Raw genomic sequence first — 21,563 nt, forward strand, 5'->3', positions numbered from 1 at the left:
ACACTCGCCATTGATGACGTCCCCCCTCGACGCGCCCATCGCCCTGGTCGGGTACGCCGCCGACCAGGCGCGCGCCCTGCGTGACCTCGGCCTGCTCGCTGTCGCCGTGCCCACCGCGCCCCTCAGGGACGTGCTGGACGCCGCCCGCACCCTGCGCTTCGCGGGCGCGCTCGTCGCGCCTGCCCACGAGGACGACGCGTTCGGCGCCGCCACGCCCGACGCGCCCGCCCGCAAGGTCGGGCGCGTCGACGCCGTCGCCTTCGCGGGCGGCGCGCACGGCACGCACACCTTCGAGGACGCCCTCGTGAGCGCCGTGGAGGACAGCGGGTACGCCGTGCGCGGCGCCACCGCCCTGCTCGTCGGGGACGGCGCCCCGCTCGTGAGCGCCCTCGGGCTCGCGCGCCTCGGCCTGCGCGAACTGCTGATTCTCGCGCCGGACCGTCCCGCCGCGGAACGCGCCGCGCGCACCGTCCCGCACGGCGTGCGCGCCCACGCCGTCGCGCACGCCGACCCTGCCGCCGTGGCGTTCGCGCAGCGCGCCGACCTCGTGGTCATCGCCGGTACCCGCGCGGCCCTGCCTGCCGGGCTGCTGCAGCCGTACCACACGCTGCTCGACCTGGGCGGCACGTACGCCGCCGACGCGCACGCCGCGGGCGCGAGCAGCCTCCCCATCGGCGACCTGCACGCGCGGCACCTCGCGGCGCGCCTGACGCACGCCACCGGGCAGCGCTTCACGCCCGAAGCGCTCATGGACGCCGCGCGCGCCCTCCAGGCCACCTGAACCCAGGCGGCCTGGGGGACCCACACTCGGGCCGCCTGCACACGGGCGCGCCCGGAGGGTACACTCCGCGCATGAACCTCAGCCGCGTCCGCGACATCAGCCGCAGCCTCACGCCCGGTCACCCGAACTGGCCCGGCGACGCCCCGTTCAGCGTCGAACCGGCCGCGCGCATCGCGAACGGCGACACCGTGAACACCGGCGTACTCAGCACCAGCACCCACACCGGCACGCACGTGGACGCCCCCTGGCACTACGACGACGCGGGCGTGCGCCTGCACGACGTGCCGCTGGACGTGTACCTCGGGCGCGCGCGCGTCATCCACGCGACCGGGCATGCGTTGGTGCCCGCCAGCGTCCTCGACGGCCTCGACGACCTGCCCGAGCGGCTGCTCGTGTACACCGGGCAGCCCGCGCACTGGGCGGACTTCCCGCAGGACTTTACGGCCCTGTCGCCGGAGTTCGTGCGCGCCGCCCACGCGCGCGGCGTGCGTCTGGTCGGCACGGACAGCCCCAGCGTAGACCCGCTGGACAGCAAGACGCTCGACGCGCATCACACCTTCGCGGAAACGGGCCTGTTCATCGTGGAGGGCCTGAACCTCGCAGGCGTGCCTGAAGGGGAGTACGACCTCGTGTGCCTCGCGCTGCCGCTGCACGGCGTGGACGGCTCGCCCGCCCGCGCGATCCTGCTGGAGCGCGACGCTTGAAGCGCGACGCGTTCCCCCTGCCGCCCGGCGTGTACATGGACGGCAACAGCCTCGGCCTGATGCCGCACGCCGCGCGCGCCGCCGTGCTGCGCCGCCTCGACGAGTGGGCGACGCGCGCCGTGAACGGCTGGGACAGCTGGTTCGGCCTCGCGGAGTCCCTCGCGCCGTCCGTTGCGCGCCTGGTCGGCGCGGAGCCGCACGAGGTGGCCGTGACGGGCAGCATCACCTCGAACCTGCACGCCCTGCTCGCCACCCTGTACCGCCCGCACGGCGAGCGGCGGCACCTGCTCGCCACCGCCCTCGACTTCCCCAGCGACGTGTACGCCCTGCAGTCCTGGGCGGAACGGTACGGCGCGGAGGTGCGTTTCGTGCCCAGCCGCGACGGCCACACCCTCGACGACGCGGACATCGAAGCCAGCCTCACGTACGACGTCGCCGTGGCGCTCCTCCCGAGCGTCCTGTACCGCAGCGGCCAGCTGCTCGACATCCCCCGCCTCACGCGCGCCGCACACGAACGCGGCATCCTGATCGGCTGGGACGCCGCGCACTCCGCCGGCAGCGTCCCGCACGAGCTGCACGCCTGGGACGCGGACTTCGCCGTGTGGTGCCACTACAAGTACGTGAACGCCGGCCCGGGCGCGCCCGGCGGGCTGTTCCTGCACGAACGGCACCATGACCTCGCGCCCGGCCTGCGCGGCTGGTGGGGGAACCACAAGGGCACGCAGTTCGACATGACGCACACGTACCACAAAGCCGAAGGGGCGGGCGCGTACCAGCAGGGCACCCCGCCGATCCTCGCGCTCGCCGCGCTCGAAGGGGCACTGGAGGTGTTCGACGAGGTCGGCATGCCCGCCATTCGCGCGCGCAGCCTGGACCTCACGGCGCACTTCATGCGCGCCGTCGACGCGCACCTGCCGGAACTGCGCGTCGTGACGCCCCGCGAGGAGGCGCGCCGGGGCGGGCACGTGGCCCTCGCGCACCCGGACGCGCACCTGCTGTCGCTGGGGTTGCGCGCGCGCGGCATCACGCCGGACTTCCGCGCGCCGGACATCCTGCGCCTCGCCCCCGTCGCGCTGTACAACGACGAGCGCGACATCGACCTGACCGTGCAGGCGTTGCGGGCGCTGCTGGACGCCGGTCACCTGGAGCAGTACCGCGCGCACGAACAGGCCGTGCGGTAACGCCACGCCCAGGGGCGCCCGGAGTTTCAGGGCGCCCCTGACGCGCTGGGCTCAGCGGGCTGTTTCCGGGTGGAAGCCGAACCGCGCGAGCAGTTCCGCGGGGGGCGCCTTGGGCCGCCCCGTCTCGGGATGCACCCACACCCACTGCGTCTCGCACGACGCGAGCAGCGTCCCGTCTGCGCGGTTGGCGGTGTACGTGCGCGTGGCGCGCACCCCGCGCGACTCGGTGATGACGGTCGTCACGTGCACCTCGTCGCCGAGCAGGGCGGGGCGGTGGTAATGGATGGTGTGCGTCCGCGCGACGGGCACCACGCCGAGCGCGCGCAGCGTCGGGAGGTCCGCGCCGACGCGGTCCGCGTGCGCGCGCGCGACGCCCTCGAACCAGCTGAGGTACACGGCGTTGTTCACGTGGCCGAGGTCGTCGATGTCTGAGGGCTGCACGCTGAGCGTGAGCGTGTGCGTGCGTTCCGGGGTGAGGGCGTCGGTCACGCCGCGCACGCTAGCACGTCATGGGCGAGCCGGACCGTGCGGGGTGGGGGCGTCGCCGGGGTCGGCGCGGTCCGGCTGCTGCACGTGAATTTCGCGTTCGAGGAAGTAGTTGAGCAGCGTGCGGAGCGCGGCGATGGCGGCGAGCTTGCCGATGTCGTCCCATGAGGGCGCGACGGCGGTGCGCAGGATGTCCGCGGCGAGCAGCAGCTCCAGCGCGACCGCCAGCCAGCGGCCCAGCATGAGGCGCAGGTGCTCCGGTCGGTCCCGGCCCACGAACGCGAGGGCGGTGCGCACGCACGCCTGAATGACGGCGATGGCGATGATGATGGCCGCGGCGCCCTCCACGAGCGAGGAGAGAACGAACGTGCCGTCGCGGATGACGTGGTCCATGCGTGCATCTTGGCAGGACAAAACGGCCTTGACCGCCCGGCATTCGTGAGTGTTCACTTACGAATGAGGTGGCGAACCCCCTTCTTTCGATGGATGACGCCCCGAAACGTCCACGCCAAAGATGAGCGCGACCTGTGACGACCCTCACGGCCGCCCACCCCCAGAACGCCGCGCCCGCCGCCGGTCACGCTGCAGCCCGCCCGACGCCATGCGGGACAACCCCACCCACCAAGGAGCCCCATGCACCCACCCCGCCCGCCACGCCTCACACTGGCCCTCACGGCCCTACTGTGCGCCGTCGCGCATGCCCAGACCACCACGACGCCCCCCGCCGCCCCGCTCACGCTGCCCGACGTGCTCCGCGACCTGCACGCCGCGCCCGCCTGGCAGAGCGCCGACCTGCAGTACCTCGCCGCGCAGCAGGCCCTCGACGCCGCCCGCGCCCGCACCGGCCTGACCCTCACCACGGGCGCGGACCTCGTGAGCGCCGGCGCGGACGGCACGTGGCAGACCGGCCTGACCGCCAGGGTGAACGCCTCCGCCACGGTCCTCCCCTGGAGCCCCGCGTACGACGCCGTCCGCAGCGCCCAGCGCGCCCTGGAACGCGCCGCCCTTGAGCGCCGCGACGCGCGCGCGACCCTCGTGATCAACGCCGCGCAGCAATACACCGCCGTGCGCCTCGCCGCGCTCGACGCGGACCTCGCCAGCGCGCAGCTGCGCCTCGCGCGCCGCGCCCTCGACATCACCGCCGCGCAGCGCGCCGCCGGCGCCGCCACCGCCGACGCCGTGCTGGAACGCGAAGCGGACGTCGGCAGCGCCGCCGCGTCCGCCGACGCCGCGCAGGCCACACTCACCCTGAACGCCGCGACCCTCGCGAACACCCTCGGCCGCGACCTGACCGGCGCGGCCCTCACCACCACGCCCGACGACGCGCCCGCCCCCGCCCCCCTCGCGGACCTGGTGGCGCGCGCCCTCACCCAACGCGGGGACGTGCGCGGCGCCGAAGCGGCCCTCGCGGACGCCCGCGCGCAACTCGCCGCCGCCACCCGTGAACGCGCCCTCCCGAACCTCACGGCGAACGCGCAGTACGGGCAGCTGAGCGCCGGGCAGGGCGCCGCCGGCACCGTCGTGAGCGGCGCCCTTGACCTGAAAAACGGCGTGGCGACCGGCAGCGTCAGCGTGCCCCTGCGCGCCAGCAGCCAACCAAACGCCGTCGCGCTCGGCCTGAGCGCCAGCTTCAACCTGCTCGACCCGGTCGCGGACGCCAGCGTGAACAGCGCCCGCACGGCCGTGGCGAGCGCCGAACGCGCCCTGAACACCGCCCGCGCCGCCGTCACCCTCGACGTGCAGGCCCGCCGCGCCGACCTCGAGGCCGCCCGCGCGCAGCTGCCCCTCGCGGCCGCCGCCGTCAGCCGCGCGCGCGCGAACGCCGACACCGCCCGCGCGCGCGAAGCCGCCGGCGTCGGCACCGCCCTCGACACCAGCCGCGCCGACCTGGCCGTCACGCAGGCCGAACGCGCCCAGCTCGCCGCGCGCGTGAACGCGTACCTCGCGCAACTCCGCCTGCAGGCCGCCACCGGCGACCTCACCCCCTGACCCGCGCCCCCTCACCCTCAGGAGCCCTCATGAACCGCACCCTTGCCTTCACGCTCACCGCTGCCCTGCTCGCCGCGCCCGCCAGCGCCCAGAGCGCCCTCACGCTGCCCGGCGCCGTCACGCGCGCGCTGAACGCCAACGCGGACCTCGTCACCGCCGCCGCGAACCTCCGCAAGGCGCAGGCCACACTCAGCAGCAAACAGGCCGACCCGACCACCCTGATCCTCGACCTGACCGCCGCGCAGCAGGACGTCGCCCGCGCGCAGGCGACCGTCGCGGGCACCCGCCTGAACGTCCTCCAGACCGTCGTCACGCAGTACACGGCGCTCGCCGAAACGAACGCCCGCATCGAACTCAACACCGCGCAGATCAACCTCGACACCAAGAACGTCCAGATCGCGCAGGCGCGGCTGCGCGCCCGCAGCGGCACCGCCCTCGACGTGACCCGCGCGCAGAACACCCTCGACCAGGACCGCCAGGAACTCGCGAACGCCCGCGCCAGCCTCGGCGTGCAGAGCGCCCAGTTCGCCAAGACGCTCGGCCTGAACGCAGGCGCGACCTTCACGCTCGCCGCGGCGCCCGCCGCGCCCGCCCTGAACACCCGCCTCGACGCCCTCCAGACCGGCCTCGACAGCCGCCTGAGCAGCCTCATCGGCGCGGGGCAGGCCGTGCAGACCGCGCAGCTCCAGGTGCAGCTCAGCAACAACGACTACACGCCCCGCCGCACCCTTGAGGACGCCCGCACCGCCCTCGCCAACGCCGAACGCGACCTCGACACCGCCCGCGCGGGCGCCGTCACGCAGGTGCGCGACGCGTACCGCACCGCCCAGGACGCGCAGGAACGCGTCGCCCTGGCGCGCGCGACCCTCCGCACGCAGCAGACCACCCTCGCCCAGACGCAGACCCGCTACCGCAGCGGCACCGTCGCCCAGATCGACGTGCAGAGCGCCCAGGTGAACGTCCTGAACGCGCAGTTCGGCGTGACGCAGGCGCAGCACACCCTCTGGAAGGCCCTCGCGGCGCTCAGCGTCGCCGCCGGCCGCGACGTGACCGGCCTCGCCGGCCAGTAACCCCCACCCCTGGAGAGCCCATGAAAACCCCCGCCCTGCTGCTCACCCTCACGCTCGCGCTCGTCGCGTGCACGCCGCCCGGCCCGAAAACCACCGACGCGAACACCATCAACCTCGACGCCAAACCCGCCAAGACCGCCGCGCTGAGCGTCACCACGCTGAGCGCCACGCGCGGCACCCTCGACGCCACCCGCACCGTCACGGGCACCGTCAACGCCGCGCGTGACAGCAACGTCGCTGCGCGCGCCAGCGGCGTCGTCACGCGGGCCCTCGTGCAGGAAGGCGACGCCGTCCGCGCCGGGCAGACCCTCGTGCAGCTCGACGACACCGCCCTGCGCCAGGCGGCCGACAGTGCCCGCCTGAGCCTGCAGAGCGCCCGCATCAACCTGCAGCAGGCGCGCACCACCACCGCCGGGTCCGGCACGGCCCTGCAGAGCGCCGTGCAGGCCGCGCAGGCGAACCTGCAAAAAGCGCAGGCGACCGCCGCGGCGAACCGCGACCTGTACGCCCTCGGCGGCCTCAGCCGCGCCGACCTGAACGCCGGTGAGGCCGCGCTCGCGCAGGCCCAGGCGGACCTCGCGCAGGCCCGCAACAACCTCACGCAGAACGGCCGCAGCGGCAGCGGGAGCCTCGCTCTGCTCGAAAACCAGGTGCAGAGCGCCCAGGTGGCCCTGGCGCAGGCCGAATCGAACCTCGCGAACGCCCGCGTGCGCGCGCCGTTCGCGGGCGTCGTCGCAGGCGTCACGGCGAAAGTCGGCGAGTTCGTGAACACCGGCGCCAGCGTCGCGCGCATCGTGGACCCCGCCACGCTCGACGTGGACTTCAGCGTGCCGCCCACCGACGCGGTCAGCCTCGGCGCCGGACGGACCGTCACCCTCAGCAGTGGAGGCCGCACCTTCACCGCCCGCATCCGCGAGAGCAGCCGCGTCGCCGGCACGGACCGCCTCGTGCCTGTCACCGCGCGCCTCACGGACGCCGCCCTTCCCGTCGGCGCGACCCTGCAGGTCCGCTACACCGTGCAACTCGGCAGCGGCACCATCATCCCCGCGTCCGCCCTGCAGAACGACGACGGCGGCAACGCCGTGTTCGTCGCCGAGAACGGCGCCGCCCGCCGCGTGAACGTCACCGTCATCGGCGAAAGCAACGGCCGCGTCGCCGTGACGGGCCTGCCGAGCGGCGCGCGCATCATCAGCCCCGTGCCGCCCAGCCTGCAACCCGGCGTGGCCATCAACGTCACCAACAGCGCGGAGCGCGCCAAATGACCGACGAGCACCGCCCGCCCGTCACGGACGCGGTCAGGCCCGAGGAGGCCGAGGTCCGCATCAACCCGGCTGTGGGCTTCAGCGTCCGCCGGTACGTGTTCAGCATCGGCGTGTTCCTCGCGGTCGTCCTGTTCGGCCTGCTCGCCACCACCCGCCTCGGCGTGGAACTCCTGCCCAGCTTCGAGGTGCCCGTCGTCGCCGTCAGCACGCCCTACACCGGCGCGACACCCGACCAGGTGGACCGTGACGTGTCCCGACAGATCGAGGACGCCGTCAGCACCCTGTCCGGCGTGAGCGACATCAGCAGCACCAGCACCACGGGCCGCAGCGTCGTCATCATCACCTTCACGAACGACACCGACATCAACAGCGCCGCGAACAGCGTCTCGCAGAGCGTGGCCGCCATTCGCGGCGCACTCCCGAGCGGCAGCGACGCGCCCATTGTGCAGAAGTTCGACCCGAACGCCCAGCCGATCATCACGCTCGCGCTGTTCGGCGGCGCTGCTCCCCTGCGCGACGTCACCACCTACGCGAACGACACCATCAAAACGCGTCTCGAACGCGTGAACGGCGTCGCGGACGTCACCGTGAGCGGCGGCCCGGAACGCCAGGCGCAGGTGCTCCTCGACCCCGCCCGCCTCAGCGCGTACAACCTCAGCCCGAACCGCGTGTCCGGCGCGATCAGCGCGTCCGCCCTCGACGTGCCCGCCGGCAGCCTCACGCAGGACGGCAACCAGGTCGGCTTCAGCACCCGCACCACCCCCACGTCCCTCGCGGACATCGGGAACATCCTGCTCGACCCGGCGCGGGGCCTGCGCGTCCGCGACGTCGCCACCATCCGCGACAGCACCGAACCCATCACGCAGTACGCCCGCGTGAACGGCCAGCCTGCCGTGCTGCTCGGCATCCGCAAAGGCAGCGGCACCAACAGCGTCCAGGTGGCCGACAACGTCCGCGCCGCCATGCGCGAACTGAACCTGCCCGGCGGGTATCAGCTGATCGCCGCGAGCGACGAGACGACCGTCACGCGCGCCACCGTCGAAGACACCTTCAAGGAGTTCCTGATCGGCATCTTCGCCGTGGGCGTCGTCGTCCTGCTGTTCCTCGGGCGCCTGAACACCGTGTTCGCGGTGATTCTCGCCATCCCGATCAGCGTATCGGCCGCGCCGCTGCTCTACAGCCTGTTCGGGTTCACGTTCAACATCATCTCGCTGCTCGCCATCATCGTCGCCATCGGCATCGTCGTGGACGACAGCATCGTCGTCGCGGAGAACGTCCAGCGGTACCGCGACAAGGGCTACAGCCTGATGCGCAGCGTCCTCGTGGGCGGCAGCGAAGTGTTCAGCGCCGTCACCGCCGCGTCCTTCTCGCTGCTCGCCGTGCTGATCCCCCTGTCGTTCATGCCCGGCATTCTCGGGCAGTTCTTCCGGCAGTTCGGCCTCGGCCTCGCCGCCGCCATCGCGTTCTCGTGGCTGGAAAGCCTGCTGTTCCTCACGGTCCGCATGGCCTACACCAGCGACCCGGAACCCATCGACTGGCGCACGTACGGCGCGCGCCTGCGCCGCCTGCCCGACAGCTTCCGCTGGGGCCTGCGCGCGTGGCGCGCCCCGTGGGGCCTCGTGGGCCTGCTGGTCCTCGCGGGCGCGCTGTTCGCCGCGAGCCGCACCGCCGGCCCGGCCGTGTGGGCTGCGCTGCTGCTGTACCCACTGCTGCTCGGCCTGGTCCGCGCCGTGCTGATCATGCTGCTGGGCCTGCTGGAAGCCGTCACGCACACCCTGCACGGCGCCACCGAACGCGTCGTCTCCCGCATCGCGGACGTGTACGCCCGTAGCGTCGCCGCCGTCCTGCCCCGCAACCTGTGGGTGATCCTCGGCGCCGTCGCGTTCCTGCTGAGCGGCGCGCTCGCGGTGAGCCGCGTCGGCTTCGCGTTCACGCCGCAGAGCGACAGCGGCCTGTTCAGCGTGGACGCCACGCTCCCCAGCGGCACCAGCCTCGACGCCACCAACGCCCTCGCGCGCCGCCTCGAAGCGAACCTCCTGAACCGCGACGAAGTGGACCTCGTGAGCACCACCGTGAACGCCGGCAGCGCCAGCTTCACCGTCACCCTCAAACCCCGCGACGAACGCCCGAACCTCTTCACGCTGCTGCCCACGTACCGCCGCGAACTGCAGGCGCTCGCGCAGAACGTGAACGGCGCGAACGTCACCGTCGGCGCCGAAGACGTCGGCCCGGGCGGCACCAGCGACATCAGCCTCGCCCTCACCGCGCCCACCCAGGCGCTGCTCGAAACGCGCAACCGCGACCTGCTGCGCCTGCTCGGCCGCGACCCGAACCTCGCCAGCGTCAAGAGCAGCCTCAGCGAAACCCGCCAGGAACGCAACTTCGTGCCGGACGCCGCGCGCCTCACCGGCACGGGCCTCACCAACGACGACCTCGCGCAGGCGCTGCGCACGTACAACAACGGCACCACCGCCGGCACCCTCCGCGCCGCGGATGACAGCGTCGACATTGTCGTGAAACTCGACCCGGCCCTCGTGAGCAACGAGCAGAGCCTGCTGTCGCAGACGGTGTACGCCCAGCAGCTCAGCGCGAACATCCCCCTCAGCCAGCTCGGCACCTTCCAGCTGCAGCAGGCGCCCGCCACGCTGCGCCGCTACAACAAGGCGTACACCAGCACCATCGACATCAACCTGAACCCCGGCGCGCCCGGCGCGTTCGAGTACCAGAAGACCGTCGTCAAGAACGCCCGCGACGCCGGCCTGCTCCAGAACGGCGTGACACTCGGCGACAGCAGCAGCTTCGGCGCGAGCGGCCTCACCGGCGACCTGCTGTTCTACGGCCCGGTCGTGATCGTCCTCGCGGTGCTCCTCACGTACCTGGTGCTCGGCTCGCAGTTCAACAGCTTCCGCTACCCCGTGTACCTGATCCTGCCCGTGCCGCTCGCCATCGTCGGCGCGCTGTGGACGCTCGCGCTGTTCCGCACGAACCTCGACGTCATCACCGTGCTTGGCATGGTCATCCTGCTCGGGTTGTCCACCAAGAACAGCATCCTGTACCTGGAGTTCGTGGTGGAGCGCCTGCGCGTCATGCCGCTGTACGAGGCGCTCGTGGACAGCGCCCGCCTGCGCTTCCGCCCGATCCTCATGACGACCCTCACGGTCCTCGTCATCAGCGTCCCGCTGGTGTTCGGGCACGGCGAAGGCGCCGAATTCCGCCGCGGCCTCGGCATCGTGATTCTCGGCGGCGTCATCACCAGCACGCTGCTCACCTTCTACGTGATTCCCAGCGTCTTCTACCGCTTCGAGCGCAAACGCCAGCCCATCCTGGGCGGCGCGCCCGCCCCCGCCACCGACTGACCCCGCGCGGGGCGCCCTTGCGCCCCGCGCCGAAAGGACCCCAGCATGCCCCGCCCCCGCGTGATCCCCGACGAGCAACTCCTCGACGCTGCCCGCAGCGTCTTCGCGGAGCACGGCTACTCGGCGACCACCGCCCAGATCGCCACGCGCGCCCGCGTCAGCGAAGGCACCCTGTTCAAACGCTACGCCACCAAAGAAGCCCTGTTCCTCGCGGCCGTCGGCGTGAGCGGCACCCCCGCATGGCACGACCTTCTGCGCGACCCCGGCACCGGCGACGCCGTCGCGGACCGCCTGGAACGCGCGTGCCTCGCCGCCGTCGCGTACGCCCGCGCCGTCGTCCCGCAGCTCGTGGCGTTGTGGTCGCGCGGCACCGCGTCCGCCACGTTCAACCCGGAGGCGTTCGGCGACCCGGTCAGCCGCGACCTGCGCGCCTTCGAGGCGTACCTGCACGGCGAAGTGCAGGCGGGCCGCCTGCGGGCGCACCACACGCCGTCCGTCGCGCGGCTGCTGCACGGCGCCCTGCTGCACCACATCATGCTGGAGCTGCGCGCCGAAGCGTGCGCGGTGAGCGCCACCCCCCTCGACCGCGCCCGCATCGACGACGCCACGTTCGTCCGCACGGTCGTCCACGCCCTGATCGGCGGCCTGCACCCCGCCGCATAGCCTTGACGGGCCGTGCATACCACGGTACTCTGAAGGTATCAGCGCCCCAAGTGGGCGCTTTTGCTGTTGGGCGCGCAGACCGGGGCCTCAGCTGTCCGTCGTGTGCTGCAGCCCCAGGTACCGCACCTCCGGGAACCCCGCCGCGAGGTCCGCCCAGAAGCCCGCCCGGAACACGGCCGGGCGGACCTCCAGGTCCGCCCGTTCCGCGCACGTGAAGAACCGCGCGTCCACCAGGAAGTCCCGCTCGTCCTCCACGCGGTGGGCGAGCGACAACGCCCCGCCCACTTCCGTGCACAGCACGAAACTCTTGAAAATCCGCTTGCCCGGCTCCAGCAGCTCCTGCACGTACAGCAGCCGCTCCGCGCGCACCACCAGCCCCGTTTCCTCGTGCACCTCCCGGGCCGCGCCCTCCAGCAGACTCTCGTGCCCCTCCAGCCCGCCGCCCGGCGGCAGCCAGAAGTCATACCGCCCGGCCCGCCGGTGATGCACGAGCAGCACCCGCTCCTCCCGCAGGACCACGCCTGCAACACTGATTCGGTGACGCATCCGCTCAGGGTAACGCCGGGCAGTATGCTGGGCCGCATGACTGTCGTGACCCGCATCGCGCCCAGCCCGACCGGCGACCCGCACGTCGGCACCGCGTACATCGGCCTGTTCAACTGGGCCGTCGCCCACCAGAACGGCGGCCGCTTCATCCTCCGCATCGAGGACACCGACCGCACCCGCTACGTGCCCGACAGCGAACGCCGCATCTTCGAAATGATGCAGTGGCTGAACCTCACGCCCGACGAGAGCCCCCTGCAGGACGGCCCGAACGGCCCGTACCGCCAGTCCGAACGTTTCGACCTGTACGGCCAGTACGCCGAGCAGCTCGTCGCCAGCGGCCACGCGTACCGCGCGTTCGAAACGCCCGAGGAGCTCGCCGCGCTGCGCGAAACCGCGCAGGCTGAAGGGCGCGTCATTCACGTGCCCAGCCGCGACCTCAGCCCCGAGGACGCCCAGCGCCGCGCCGACGCGGGCGAAGCGCACGTCATTCGTCTGAAGGTCCCCCGCGAAGGCGTGACCGTCGTGCGCGACCTCCTGCGCGTGAAAACGGAAGAGGGCCAGCCGGACCGCTACATCGAGATCCAGAACGCCGAAATCGACGACAAGGTCCTCCTCAAGGCCGACGGCTTCCCCACCTACCACCTCGCGAACGTCGTCGATGACCACCTCATGCAGGTCACGCACGTGATCCGCGCGGAAGAATGGATCAGCAGCACCCCCATTCACGTGCTGCTGTACCGCGCGTTCGGCTGGGACGAGCCGGTGTTCGCGCACATGCCGCTGCTGCGTAACGCCGACCGCAGCAAGATCAGCAAACGCAAGAACCCCACCAGCGCCGAATGGTACCGCCAGCAGGGCTACCTGCCCGAAGCGCTCCTGAACTTCCTTGCCACCATGGGCTGGACGCACCCGGACGGCCGCGAGATCTTCGACCGTGACGAGTTCGCCCGCGCCTTCCGCCTGGAGGACGTGACGCTCGGCGAGCCCGTGTTCAACCTCGACAAGCTCAAGTGGATGAACGGCAAGTACCTCCGCGAAGTCCTCACGCCCGAGGACGTGGAGGGTCGCCTGCGCGCGTACCTCACTGAACTGAAAGCCGACGTGCCGAGCGGCGAGGCGCACGGCCCCGTGGACTTCAGCGCCGTGGTGCGCATGATGACGCCCCGCATGGACGTGTTCGCGGATTTCCTGCCCAAAACCGCGTTCTTCTGGACGGAACGCTACCCGTTCGACGAGAAGGCCCAGAAGGCCGTCCGCGACGCCCGCGACCTCCTGCCGGAGATCGCCGCGCGCCTCCGCAACCTGCCGGACTTCACGCCCGAAGCGATCAAGGCCGCGTTCGTGACGCTCGCCGAAGAACAGGGCCTGAAGCTCGGCAAGGTCATGCCGCCCGCCCGCGCCGCCGTCGCCGGCACGAACGAAAGCCCGGACCTCGCCGAGATGCTCGCCGCGCTCGGACAGGCGCGCGTCGTCGCCCGCATCGAACGCGCCCTGAACGAAGTGCAGTAACCCAAGCGTGGGAGAGGGGCGCCCGGAGGTTCGGGCGCCCCTCTCGCCTACGCCCTCAGCGGCTGAACACCCAGGTGTGCCCCTGCCCTGTCAGCGTCAGCACGTCCGCGTTCACGCTGAACGTCGCGCCCGCGCGCAGCAGCGCCGTCAGGCTCGGGAAGTCCGCCGGTTCCGGGCAGGCCATCAGCGTCTGCGGAAGCGGCCCGGCCGCACGCAACGTCGAACCGCTCACACGGTACGTCCCGCCGAACGCGTTGCAGCCGTCATTGCCGCCCACCTGCGGACCTTCGAAGTTCAGCGTGATCGCCCGCGGACCCTGCGGCGCGCGGTCATCCACCGTCCGCAGCGTCCAGCCGCCCTCCAGCGACGCGCCCGTGACCGCGCCCGAACCGCTCGCCCGGCGGAATGTGAGGGTCGTCCCGTCGCGCGCCACCACGACCAGTTGCTCCCCGCGCAGCTCGAACGCCCGCGCCGCACGCAGCGCTCCCAGGAACGCTGTCTCCAGCTGGTTGCCCGCGTCGGTGGTGCACAGGCGCCGCGTGCTCGCCACTGGCCCCACCTGAATGGCGCCGTTCACCACGCCGAACGTCGCGCTGTACGTGTTGCACGGCGCGTTCCCGCTGAGGCGCGCGCCCTCCACGGTCAGCGTCACGGGCCGGTCACCCTGCACGTTCAGGGCGCGCCCCGCCACGTTCACGCCCGCGAGTTCCCACGCGCCCGCGTAGCGCGTCGCCGTCTGCGTGACGTCGCTCACGCGTCCGCCCTGCACGAACTCCATCCGGTCGTTGCCTGCATGCAGCACCAGCGTACGCCCGCGCAGCTCGTAGCGCCGCACGCCGCGCAGCACGTTCAGGTACCGCTCCTCCAGGCTCAGCACCTGATCCGGGCAGGCCTTCTTCGTCGTGATGACCCGCGCGAACGTCAGCAGGTCCGCGCGCGCCGCGTACGACGCCGTGTACGTGTTGCACCCGGCCAGGCCGGAGACGCGCGTGGCGTCGAACCGCAGGGTCGGCGCGACCTGCGCGTTCACGCTGATCAGCCGTCCCGCATCCGTGATGCTCGTCAGTCGCCACTCCCCGGTCGGCTGGGCGTTCGCCGCGCCGAGCAGCAGCGCTCCAAGCGCCATGAACTTCAAAGGTCCTCGAATCATGCGCCCGTTGTACCCGGCGGACATGACGCGCGTATGAAGTGCCGCGTCACCTCCCGCTCACCCGCCGCCCGTCGGGACGAACGCCGCGCGCACACGCGTCGCGCGTGCCGTATGGTGAGGGCATGTCATGGTTCGACCGTCTGCGTGACGGCCTCAGCAAGACCCGCCAGCAACTCAACACGTCCGTCGGGTTCCTCGGCACGGACCTCAAAGACGTCTTCACCAACCGCCTCGACACCCTCGAGGACCTCGAGTACGCCCTGATTGCCGCTGACGTCGGCCGCGCCGCCACCGAGGAAATCCTCGAGGACATCAAGAACAGCGGCAAGACCAACCTGCAAGAAGCGCTCATGGACGCCATGACGCTGCAGCTCGAGCCGGACGCGAAACGCGCGCAGTTCCGCAAGCTCGGGTTCACGCCCGACGCCCGCCGCAGCACCGTCCAGCCCGAAGGGCGCGTGATCATGATGATCGGCGTGAACGGCGTCGGCAAAACGACGACCATCGCGAAGCTCGGCCAGTACTACGGCTCGCGCGGGCAGAGCGTCATGTTCGCCGCCGGCGACACCTTCCGCGCGGCGGCCGGCGCGCAGCTCGGCGTGTGGGGCGAACGCCTCGGCATTCCGGTCGTGCAGGGCCCTGACGGCGGCGACCCCGCCGCCGTGGCGTTCGACGCCGCGCAGGCCCGCCGTGCGCGCGGCACGGACTTGCTGTTCGTGGACACCGCCGGACGCCTCCACAACAAACACAACCTCATGGAGGAACTCAAGAAGGTCCGCCGCGTCATCGACAAGGCCGATCCCGGCGAGCCCGCCGAGGTGTGGCTGGTGCTGGACGCCGTCACCGGCCAGAACGGCCTGCAGCAGGCCAAGAAGTTCCACGAGAGCATCGGCCTGACCGGGGTGGTCGTCACGAAACTCGACGGCACCGCGAAAGGCGGCATTGTCGTCCCCATCGTTCGCGAGCTGGGCGTGCCCATCAAGTTCATCGGGGTGGGGGAGAGCGCCGACGACCTGCAGCCCTTCGACAGCCGCGAGTTCGTGCGCGCGCTGTTCGACGTGAAACTCCCCGAGGACCGTTGACGCTCCCGCCGGACCTCCTCGCGTACCACGCACGCCTCGCCGCGCTGCGCCGTGACCTGCGCGGCGCGACGGTCCTGCACGCGCCCGGCACGCCCCTGATCGGCGCGAACGCCGCGTACGTCGAGTCCGACGAGGGCCTGCTGCGCGCACGCCTATGGTTCGCCGGGCAGGGCGTGCCCGCCGTGTTCGCGGACACGCGCGCCCTCACCGGCGCGCGCACCGTGCTGGACGCCAGCGTCGGCACGTACGCGCCGCAGGCCGCTCCCGGCAGCGTGCGCGTGGAGCAGACGAGCCGCCTGCACCTGCGCGCCGCCGCCGACCTCCTCGCGCGCGTCTGGGACGCCCCGGACTGGGCGGACCCGCTCGCCGCGCACCTGAGCCGCACCCTGGAAGGCGCCCGCGACTTCACGCTGCTGCTCGCGTACGACGCGGGCGAACCGTGCGGCGCGCTGCTGCTCCTGCGCGAAGGCGCGCACGTGTGGGGCGTCACGCACGCGCCCGCGCTGCCCGCCCTGCTGAACGCCGCCGCCGACCTGAACGGCGGAACCGTCCGCACCACCCTCACGCCCGAGCATCCGCTTACCCTGTCGGACGTCACGCGCGTCACGTACAGCCACGCCGACACCCCGGCATCACAGGAGCCCACATGACTGCCCCCCGCCCGTTTGGCGCCGTGCTGTTTGACATGGACGGCGTGCTCGTCGACAGCGAGCACGCCGCGAACCAGGTGTGGGTGCGCCTGCTCGCGCAGCACGGCCTGCACCTCACCCCCGACGTGTTCATGACGTACAGCGTCGGCGCGACCCTGACGACCCTGTACGCGCACCTGGAACGCGACCACGGCTGGACCCGCCCCGGCACGTTCGACGCGCTGCTCGACGCCGAGATGCACGAAACGTTCCGCGGCGTCCCGCAGGTGCCCGGCGCGGAAGACACCCTGCGCGCCCTCGCGCACGCCCACGTGCCTTTCGCGGTGGCGAGCAACAGCCGCGCGGACCGCCTGCAGCACAAACTCACCGAAGCGGGCCTCGCCGACCACACGGCCGGACGCGCGTACCACCCGCAGGACGTCGGTGGGCACGGCAAACCCGAACCGCACCTGTACCAGCACGCCGCGCGTGAACTCGGCGTGGACCTCACCCGCTGCCTCGTGGTGGAGGACAGCGTTCCCGGCGTCACCGCCGGCGTCGCCGCTGGCGCGACCGTGTGGGGCTTCCTGGGCGGCAGCCACGGCGCGAACGGCGAGGCGCTGCTCGCTGCGGGCGCGGCCCGCCTGATCGCCAGCCACGCCGACCTCCGCGCGGCCCTCGGTGTGCACGTTCCCGAAATCGCCTGAGTGACCTTCACGCAGGGGCGGCACGACCAATGGCCGTGCCGCCCCTGCAGGTTCGGGCTTCCGCGCGTTACTTGCGTTCCATGTCCGCCATGACGCGCAGGCCGGTGGGCGTCTGCGCGAGGCCGCCTTCCGCCGTTTCCTTGAGCTGCAGCGGCATCATGCGGCCCACCTGCGCCATCGCCGTGATGACCTCGTCCGGCGGAATGAAGCTCTCCAGCTGCGCGAGCGCCAGCTGCGCGCTGCTGACCGCGTGCACCGCGAAGAACGCGTTGCGGCTCACGCACGGCACCTCCACGTACCCGCCCACCGGGTCGCACACCAGTCCGATGGTGTTCATCAGGGCGAGCGCGGCCGCGTGCGCGCTCGCGCGGCTTGTGCCGCCCAGCAGTTCCGTGACGGCGGCGGCGGCCATGGCGGCGCTGCTGCCGATTTCCGCCTGGCAGCCGCCCGCGGCGCCGCTGATGAACATCTGGCGGCTGATGGCGCGCCCGACGCCCGCCGCGAGCACCATGGGCATCACGAGCGCCTCGTCGTCCAGACCGAGGTGGTCTGCGACGCCGATCAGCGCGCCCGGGATGGTCCCGGCACTGCCGGCGGTGGGCGCGGCGACGATGCGGCCCATGCGGGCGTTCTCCTCGTTCACGGCCATCGCGTAGGCCTGCACGCGCTTGAGGAGCGGCGCGTCGAGTTTGTCCTGGGCGTTCCACAGGCCCTTGGCGTTCCAGCCCACCATGCCGGTGATGCTCTTGGCGTCGCTGTTCAGGCCGCGCGTGATGCTGTCGCGCATTTCGCGGATGCGGCCCCGCATCACGTCCTTGACCTGTTCCGGGTCGAGGCCGCTCTCCTGACAGTCGGTGGCGAGCACCCAGGCACTCGCGGGCGTGGGGGCATTTTGAATGTCGTCGAGCGTCATATAGACATACTTCCAAACACTTGTTTGGTTCTCAAGCCGTCAAGTGACGTTTGATGCCAGTCCAAGCGCGCCGCCGCGCCGGTTCAGCCGTCCATCACCTTCGGCAGCATCCGAATCCACGCCATTTCCGGCCAGCGAGACAGCATCCGCACCGCCTCGTCACTGAGCGGCGCGTCCAGCTCGATGCTGAGCATGGCCGCGCCGCCGCGCTTCTCGCGCGTGCAGTTCAGCGTGGCGATGTTCACGCCGTCCGACGCGATCAGGCTCGCCACGCGCGCGATGATCCCGATGGCGTCCGTGTAGCGCGTCAGCAACGTCGGCGAGGCGCCCGTGAACTGCACCCGGAACCCATCCACGCGCACCACCTCGATGGCGCCGCCGCCCGTACTGCTCGCGGTCACGTCCGCGCTGCCGCCCCCGCCGGTCACGCGCAACCGCGCCGTGTTCGGGTGCACGTCCCCCAGGTCCACGTCCTCGAACGTGAACGCGAGGCCTGCCGCCTGCGCCTCCTCGAACGCGCGCGGCAGGCGAGGGTCGTCCGGCGCGAACCCCAGCAGGCCCGCCACGAGCGCGAGGTGCGTGCCGTGCCCCCGGCCGGTCTTCGCGAAACTGGCGTGCAGGCCAATCACGGCGGATTCGGGGCGGTGCCCCAGCAGGTGCCGCGCAATCAGCCCGATGCGGCACGCGCCCGCCGTGTGGCTGCTGGACGGGCCGATCATCACGGGGCCGATCATGTCGAGCAGGCTCATGCCCCTAGTATAGGCAGCGCCGCGCGCGCGAGCGCCCGCGCCGACACTCCCGGCGCCGTGCACGCCGCGCGCGCCAGCGGCGCCCGCACCCGCATGGGCGCCCGCGCGAACAACCGCAGCATAATGCGCGCCAGTTCGCCCGCCGGCGTGCGCGGCGCCAGGAACGCCCGCCACTGCGCGGCCGGCAACGCGAAGAACGCCTCGAAGAACGCCGGCAGGTGCGCGCCCGGCAGGCCCAACAGCGCCTCCACGCCCAGCAGCTGCACCGCGCGCGTCTCACGCCGCGCCGCCGGCCACAGCGCCGCCCACCCCGCACGCGACGCCGCGTCCGGCCCGAACGGCAGGTGCGCCGCAAGCGCGTCCGCGACCAGGGGCGCGTCCGCGAGCGCCCCCGCCACCTGGAAGCCCGACACCGGCTGCACCAGCCCCCCGGCCGCGCCGAACGCCAGCAGCCCCCCGCCCGCGTCCGGCGCGGGCGCGTTCATGGGGAACGCGCACACCTCGGTGCTCAGCACCTCCGCGCACGGCGTGCCCTGCGCTTCCAGGCGCGCGCGCAGCCGCGCGCGCAACGCCTCCACGCTCAGCGCCGGCCGCGCCACCAGCGACGTCTCCTCCACGAAATACACGTCCCCGCCGAGGTGCATGGCGTACAGGAAGGACGGCGCCGCGCCGAATGCCCCGCCCGGCAGATGCGGATGCCGGTAATCCATCCACACCATCGCGCCCGGCGCGCTCGGCGGCACCCGGAAGCGCCCCACCAGGCCGTACGCCGTCTGCAGCGCCGCCCCGCGCCGGAACGCCACGCGCCGCAACGTCCCCCCGTGCCCGCTCGCGTCCACCACGACCCGCGCGCGCCACGACCGCCCGCCCTCACTGTGCACGCGCCACACGCCCGCGTCGCGCTGCGCGCCCACCACCCGCCCGACGTCCCACCACAGGCCGCCCGGCTCCGCGCGCCCCAGCAGCGCCGACAGCAGCTGCGCGTTCTCCAGCAGGGCGTAGGGCCGCAGCAGCGGCGTGACCGCCCGGCCCGCATGCACCCGCACGTCCGACCACGCGTGCGCCACGCTCCCCCGCGCCCACTCCGGCAGGTCATCGAGCCACGCGCCGTACGTCGCCGGGAACGGCTGCGGCGCGTGCGGCGCGACCACCCGCACCGTGAGGTTCCGCGCAGCGACCTCCGCCGCGAGCGCCACGCCGGACGGCCCGCCCCCCACCACCAGTACGTCCGTCACCGTCCCGCCGGCCTTCATGACGCGCAGCGTAGCAGCGCGCCGCGCCCGGGAGTGTACGCGACCCCCTCGTTTTTAAACCGCTCTTAAGCGCACACGGGGAGGCGCCGCACCTCCCCCCGCTAGCCTGGGTGGATGAACCGACCCCTGATCGCCGCCGGCCTGCTGCTCGGCGCGGCCGTCACCTTCACGGCATGCTCCCCGGTCGGGGCGCTCAACGCCGTCACGAACACCGCCGGCCTGCGTGTCACCCGCGACCTCAAGTACGGCCCGGACGTCCGCAACGTCCTCGACGTCTACGCGCCCGACAACGCCAGGAGCGCCCCCGTCATGCTGTTCATCCACGGCGGCTCCTGGACGAGCGGCAGCAAGGACGAATACAAGTTCATCGGGGACAGCTTCGCGCGCGCCGGGTACGTCACCGCCGTCATGAGCTACCGCCTCGCCCCCCAGAACCGCTACCCCACCTACATTCAGGACGCCGCGCAGGCGCTCGCGTTCCTCCGCAAGAACGTCCGCGCGTACGGCGGCGACCCCGACCGCCTGTTCGTGAGCGGCCACTCCGCCGGCGCGTTCAACGCCGTCGAGGTCGTCATGAACGAACGCTGGCTGCGCGAAGCGAACGTGCCCCGCAGCGCCATCCGCGCCGTCGTCGGCATCGCCGGGCCGTACGCGTACGACTACCGCAGCTTCCCCAGCCGCAACGCCTTCCCCGAAGGCAGCTCCCCCGAGCAGACCATGCCCGACCGGCACGTCCGCAAGGACCCGCCGCCCACCCTGCTCGTCGTCGCCGCGAACGACCGCACCGTCGCGCCGGAAAATGCCACCCGCATGGAAGAAGCCCTGCGCGCCGCTGGCGCGGACGTCACGCGCACCGTCATCCCCAAACTCGACCACTACACCATCATCGGCAGCGTCGGCCGCACCCTCACGTTCCTCGGCCCGACCCGTCAGGTCATCCTCGACTTCCTCAAACGCCACCCCTGACCCGAAGGCCAACAAAGGAGCGGGCCCGCGCGGGCCCGCTCCTTTCGGCCATCCGGCCGCGTAAACGTTCATTCGTAAAAGCCACAAGTTCCCCAAACGCGCCGCGCCCACACTGACGCCATGAACGTCCTCTCCCCACGTCAGCACGGCCTGGTGGACTATGCCGCCTGCGCCGCCATGCTCGCCGCCCCCACCCTCCTCAACCTCAACGGCGCCGCCCGCACCGCCTCGTACGCGTTCGCCGGGTCGTACCTGCTCGTGAGCGCCCTCACGGACTACCCCGTCGCGCTGCGCCGCGTCCTCCCGTTCCCCATGCACGGCAAGATCGAACTGGCCAGCGCTCCCGCCCTGCTCGCCGTCCCCGCCCTGCTGGGCGCCCTCAAGGACAACCGCGCCCGCGCGTACTTCGTGGGCCTGACCGGCATGGTGCTGGGCACGTATGCCCTCACCGACTGGGACGCCGACCCCGACGAGTAACCCCCGGACGCCCCGTACAGGCGCGGGAGGCTGCCGGTTCAGCCCGGCGGCCTCCCGCGTCCGGCTTAAGGGCGCGTCAGGTGCCGTTCA

The 21,563-nt window shown here is 72.4% G+C and carries 21 protein-coding genes; 14 read left to right on the top strand and 7 right to left on the bottom strand.

Going from position 1 to position 21,563, the window contains the following annotated elements:
• The first annotated feature begins 13 nt into the window (after positions 1–13).
• The 3 genes from DEIMA_RS07915 to kynU all read left to right on the top strand — a co-directional run bounded on the left by DEIMA_RS07915 (position 14) and on the right by kynU (position 2,666).
• On the top strand, positions 14–781 hold the full coding sequence (locus DEIMA_RS07915; RefSeq protein WP_013556715.1) for a hypothetical protein: 768 nt from the start codon (positions 14–16) through the stop codon (positions 779–781).
• Between the two features lie 71 nt (positions 782–852).
• Positions 853–1,485: a cyclase family protein gene (locus DEIMA_RS07920; protein WP_013556716.1), complete on the top strand. Its 633-nt coding sequence runs from the start codon at positions 853–855 to the stop codon at positions 1,483–1,485.
• Positions 1,482–2,666 carry a kynureninase gene (gene kynU, locus DEIMA_RS07925; protein ID WP_013556717.1) on the top strand — a complete coding sequence of 395 codons (1,185 nt, stop codon included), beginning with the start codon at positions 1,482–1,484 and terminating at the stop codon, positions 2,664–2,666. The genes DEIMA_RS07920 and kynU overlap by 4 nt, the downstream gene beginning before the upstream one ends.
• 51 nt (positions 2,667–2,717) lie before the next feature.
• Here the strand turns inward: kynU and DEIMA_RS07930 are convergent, their stop codons facing one another.
• Positions 2,718–3,155: an acyl-CoA thioesterase gene (locus DEIMA_RS07930; RefSeq protein WP_148234925.1), complete on the bottom strand. Its 438-nt coding sequence runs from the start codon at positions 3,153–3,155 to the stop codon at positions 2,718–2,720.
• A gap of 18 nt (positions 3,156–3,173) precedes the next feature.
• A complete protein-coding gene (locus DEIMA_RS07935) occupies positions 3,174–3,545 on the bottom strand; it encodes a DUF1622 domain-containing protein (RefSeq protein ID WP_013556719.1) in 372 nt (123 codons plus the stop codon).
• Positions 3,546–3,785: 240 nt separating this feature from the next.
• Here DEIMA_RS07935 and DEIMA_RS07940 point away from each other — a divergent pair, with 240 nt between their 5' ends.
• The 5 genes from DEIMA_RS07940 to DEIMA_RS18485 are packed head-to-tail and all read left to right on the top strand — an operon-like array spanning position 3,786 to position 11,492.
• A complete protein-coding gene (locus DEIMA_RS07940) occupies positions 3,786–5,141 on the top strand; it encodes a TolC family protein (RefSeq protein WP_013556720.1) in 1,356 nt (451 codons plus the stop codon).
• Between the two features lie 29 nt (positions 5,142–5,170).
• The gene (locus DEIMA_RS07945; protein WP_013556721.1) at positions 5,171–6,211 is read left to right on the top strand and encodes a TolC family protein; all 1,041 of its coding nucleotides are present in this window, start codon (positions 5,171–5,173) and stop codon (positions 6,209–6,211) included.
• A 20-nt stretch (positions 6,212–6,231) separates the two neighbouring features.
• Positions 6,232–7,473: an efflux RND transporter periplasmic adaptor subunit gene (locus DEIMA_RS07950; RefSeq protein WP_013556722.1), complete on the top strand. Its 1,242-nt coding sequence runs from the start codon at positions 6,232–6,234 to the stop codon at positions 7,471–7,473.
• On the top strand, positions 7,470–10,829 hold the full coding sequence (locus DEIMA_RS07955; protein ID WP_013556723.1) for an efflux RND transporter permease subunit: 3,360 nt from the start codon (positions 7,470–7,472) through the stop codon (positions 10,827–10,829). The genes DEIMA_RS07950 and DEIMA_RS07955 overlap by 4 nt, the downstream gene beginning before the upstream one ends.
• A 45-nt stretch (positions 10,830–10,874) precedes the next feature.
• A complete protein-coding gene (locus DEIMA_RS18485) occupies positions 10,875–11,492 on the top strand; it encodes a TetR/AcrR family transcriptional regulator (RefSeq protein WP_013556724.1) in 618 nt (205 codons plus the stop codon).
• Between the two features lie 87 nt (positions 11,493–11,579).
• Here DEIMA_RS18485 and DEIMA_RS07965 read toward each other — a convergent pair whose 3' ends face one another.
• A complete protein-coding gene (locus DEIMA_RS07965; RefSeq protein ID WP_013556725.1) occupies positions 11,580–12,038 on the bottom strand; it encodes an NUDIX domain-containing protein in 459 nt (152 codons plus the stop codon).
• A 36-nt stretch (positions 12,039–12,074) separates the two neighbouring features.
• On the opposite strand from DEIMA_RS07965, the gene gltX reads away from it, so the two are divergent.
• Entirely contained in the window at positions 12,075–13,547 is a 1,473-nt protein-coding gene (gltX, locus tag DEIMA_RS07970; RefSeq protein WP_043816571.1) for a glutamate--tRNA ligase, read from the top strand.
• A 55-nt stretch (positions 13,548–13,602) separates the two neighbouring features.
• Here the strand turns inward: gltX and DEIMA_RS07975 are convergent, their stop codons facing one another.
• On the bottom strand, positions 13,603–14,697 hold the full coding sequence (locus tag DEIMA_RS07975) for an META domain-containing protein (RefSeq protein ID WP_169311931.1): 1,095 nt from the start codon (positions 14,695–14,697) through the stop codon (positions 13,603–13,605).
• A 122-nt stretch (positions 14,698–14,819) separates the two neighbouring features.
• Here DEIMA_RS07975 and ftsY point away from each other — a divergent pair, with 122 nt between their 5' ends.
• The 3 genes from ftsY to DEIMA_RS07990 are packed head-to-tail and all read left to right on the top strand — an operon-like array spanning position 14,820 to position 17,115.
• Complete coding sequence (ftsY, locus tag DEIMA_RS07980) at positions 14,820–15,779, top strand: signal recognition particle-docking protein FtsY (protein WP_013556728.1); 960 nt, start codon at positions 14,820–14,822, stop codon at positions 15,777–15,779.
• On the top strand, positions 15,776–16,429 hold the full coding sequence (locus DEIMA_RS07985) for a hypothetical protein (protein ID WP_013556729.1): 654 nt from the start codon (positions 15,776–15,778) through the stop codon (positions 16,427–16,429). The genes ftsY and DEIMA_RS07985 overlap by 4 nt, the downstream gene beginning before the upstream one ends.
• Complete coding sequence (locus DEIMA_RS07990) at positions 16,426–17,115, top strand: HAD family hydrolase (protein ID WP_013556730.1); 690 nt, start codon at positions 16,426–16,428, stop codon at positions 17,113–17,115. The genes DEIMA_RS07985 and DEIMA_RS07990 overlap by 4 nt, the downstream gene beginning before the upstream one ends.
• A gap of 67 nt (positions 17,116–17,182) precedes the next feature.
• Here the strand turns inward: DEIMA_RS07990 and DEIMA_RS07995 are convergent, their stop codons facing one another.
• The 3 genes from DEIMA_RS07995 to DEIMA_RS08005 all read right to left on the bottom strand — a co-directional run bounded on the left by DEIMA_RS07995 (position 17,183) and on the right by DEIMA_RS08005 (position 20,030).
• Positions 17,183–18,028, bottom strand: coding sequence for an L-serine ammonia-lyase, iron-sulfur-dependent, subunit alpha (locus DEIMA_RS07995; protein WP_013556731.1), 846 nt, complete (start codon positions 18,026–18,028; stop codon positions 17,183–17,185).
• A gap of 83 nt (positions 18,029–18,111) precedes the next feature.
• Positions 18,112–18,777, bottom strand: coding sequence for an L-serine ammonia-lyase, iron-sulfur-dependent subunit beta (gene sdaAB, locus DEIMA_RS08000; protein WP_013556732.1), 666 nt, complete (start codon positions 18,775–18,777; stop codon positions 18,112–18,114).
• On the bottom strand, positions 18,774–20,030 hold the full coding sequence (locus DEIMA_RS08005; RefSeq protein WP_013556733.1) for a lycopene cyclase family protein: 1,257 nt from the start codon (positions 20,028–20,030) through the stop codon (positions 18,774–18,776). Before DEIMA_RS08005 ends, sdaAB begins: the two co-directional genes overlap by 4 nt.
• Positions 20,031–20,144: 114 nt before the next feature.
• Between DEIMA_RS08005 and DEIMA_RS08010 the strand changes: the two genes are divergently transcribed.
• Positions 20,145–20,996 carry an alpha/beta hydrolase gene (locus tag DEIMA_RS08010; RefSeq protein ID WP_013556734.1) on the top strand — a complete coding sequence of 284 codons (852 nt, stop codon included), beginning with the start codon at positions 20,145–20,147 and terminating at the stop codon, positions 20,994–20,996.
• Positions 20,997–21,116: 120 nt separating this feature from the next.
• On the top strand, positions 21,117–21,473 hold the full coding sequence (locus DEIMA_RS08015; RefSeq protein ID WP_013556735.1) for a hypothetical protein: 357 nt from the start codon (positions 21,117–21,119) through the stop codon (positions 21,471–21,473).
• The last annotated feature ends 90 nt before the right edge of the window (positions 21,474–21,563 follow it).

The organism is Deinococcus maricopensis DSM 21211 (assembly GCF_000186385.1).
In the GTDB taxonomy this organism is placed as follows: Bacteria; Deinococcota; Deinococci; order Deinococcales; family Deinococcaceae; genus Deinococcus_B; species Deinococcus_B maricopensis.

What these genes read in the sequence shown, in the direction of transcription:
- DEIMA_RS07915 (WP_013556715.1), top strand. Translation starts at nt 14, where the DNA reads ATGACGTCCCCCCTCGACGCGCCCATCGCCCTGGTCGGGTACGCCGCC.
- DEIMA_RS07920 (WP_013556716.1), top strand. Translation starts at nt 853, where the DNA reads ATGAACCTCAGCCGCGTCCGCGACATCAGCCGCAGCCTCACGCCCGGT.
- DEIMA_RS07935 (WP_013556719.1), bottom strand. Translation starts at nt 3,545, where the DNA reads ATGGACCACGTCATCCGCGACGGCACGTTCGTTCTCTCCTCGCTCGTG.
- DEIMA_RS07940 (WP_013556720.1), top strand. Translation starts at nt 3,786, where the DNA reads ATGCACCCACCCCGCCCGCCACGCCTCACACTGGCCCTCACGGCCCTA.
- DEIMA_RS07945 (WP_013556721.1), top strand. Translation starts at nt 5,171, where the DNA reads ATGAACCGCACCCTTGCCTTCACGCTCACCGCTGCCCTGCTCGCCGCG.
- DEIMA_RS07950 (WP_013556722.1), top strand. Translation starts at nt 6,232, where the DNA reads ATGAAAACCCCCGCCCTGCTGCTCACCCTCACGCTCGCGCTCGTCGCG.
- DEIMA_RS07955 (WP_013556723.1), top strand. Translation starts at nt 7,470, where the DNA reads ATGACCGACGAGCACCGCCCGCCCGTCACGGACGCGGTCAGGCCCGAG.
- DEIMA_RS18485 (WP_013556724.1), top strand. Translation starts at nt 10,875, where the DNA reads ATGCCCCGCCCCCGCGTGATCCCCGACGAGCAACTCCTCGACGCTGCC.
- DEIMA_RS07965 (WP_013556725.1), bottom strand. Translation starts at nt 12,038, where the DNA reads ATGCGTCACCGAATCAGTGTTGCAGGCGTGGTCCTGCGGGAGGAGCGG.
- gltX (WP_043816571.1), top strand. Translation starts at nt 12,075, where the DNA reads ATGACTGTCGTGACCCGCATCGCGCCCAGCCCGACCGGCGACCCGCAC.
- DEIMA_RS07975 (WP_169311931.1), bottom strand. Translation starts at nt 14,697, where the DNA reads ATGATTCGAGGACCTTTGAAGTTCATGGCGCTTGGAGCGCTGCTGCTC.
- ftsY (WP_013556728.1), top strand. Translation starts at nt 14,820, where the DNA reads ATGTCATGGTTCGACCGTCTGCGTGACGGCCTCAGCAAGACCCGCCAG.
- DEIMA_RS07990 (WP_013556730.1), top strand. Translation starts at nt 16,426, where the DNA reads ATGACTGCCCCCCGCCCGTTTGGCGCCGTGCTGTTTGACATGGACGGC.
- DEIMA_RS07995 (WP_013556731.1), bottom strand. Translation starts at nt 18,028, where the DNA reads ATGACGCTCGACGACATTCAAAATGCCCCCACGCCCGCGAGTGCCTGG.
- sdaAB (WP_013556732.1), bottom strand. Translation starts at nt 18,777, where the DNA reads ATGAGCCTGCTCGACATGATCGGCCCCGTGATGATCGGCCCGTCCAGC.
- DEIMA_RS08005 (WP_013556733.1), bottom strand. Translation starts at nt 20,030, where the DNA reads ATGAAGGCCGGCGGGACGGTGACGGACGTACTGGTGGTGGGGGGCGGG.
- DEIMA_RS08010 (WP_013556734.1), top strand. Translation starts at nt 20,145, where the DNA reads ATGAACCGACCCCTGATCGCCGCCGGCCTGCTGCTCGGCGCGGCCGTC.
- DEIMA_RS08015 (WP_013556735.1), top strand. Translation starts at nt 21,117, where the DNA reads ATGAACGTCCTCTCCCCACGTCAGCACGGCCTGGTGGACTATGCCGCC.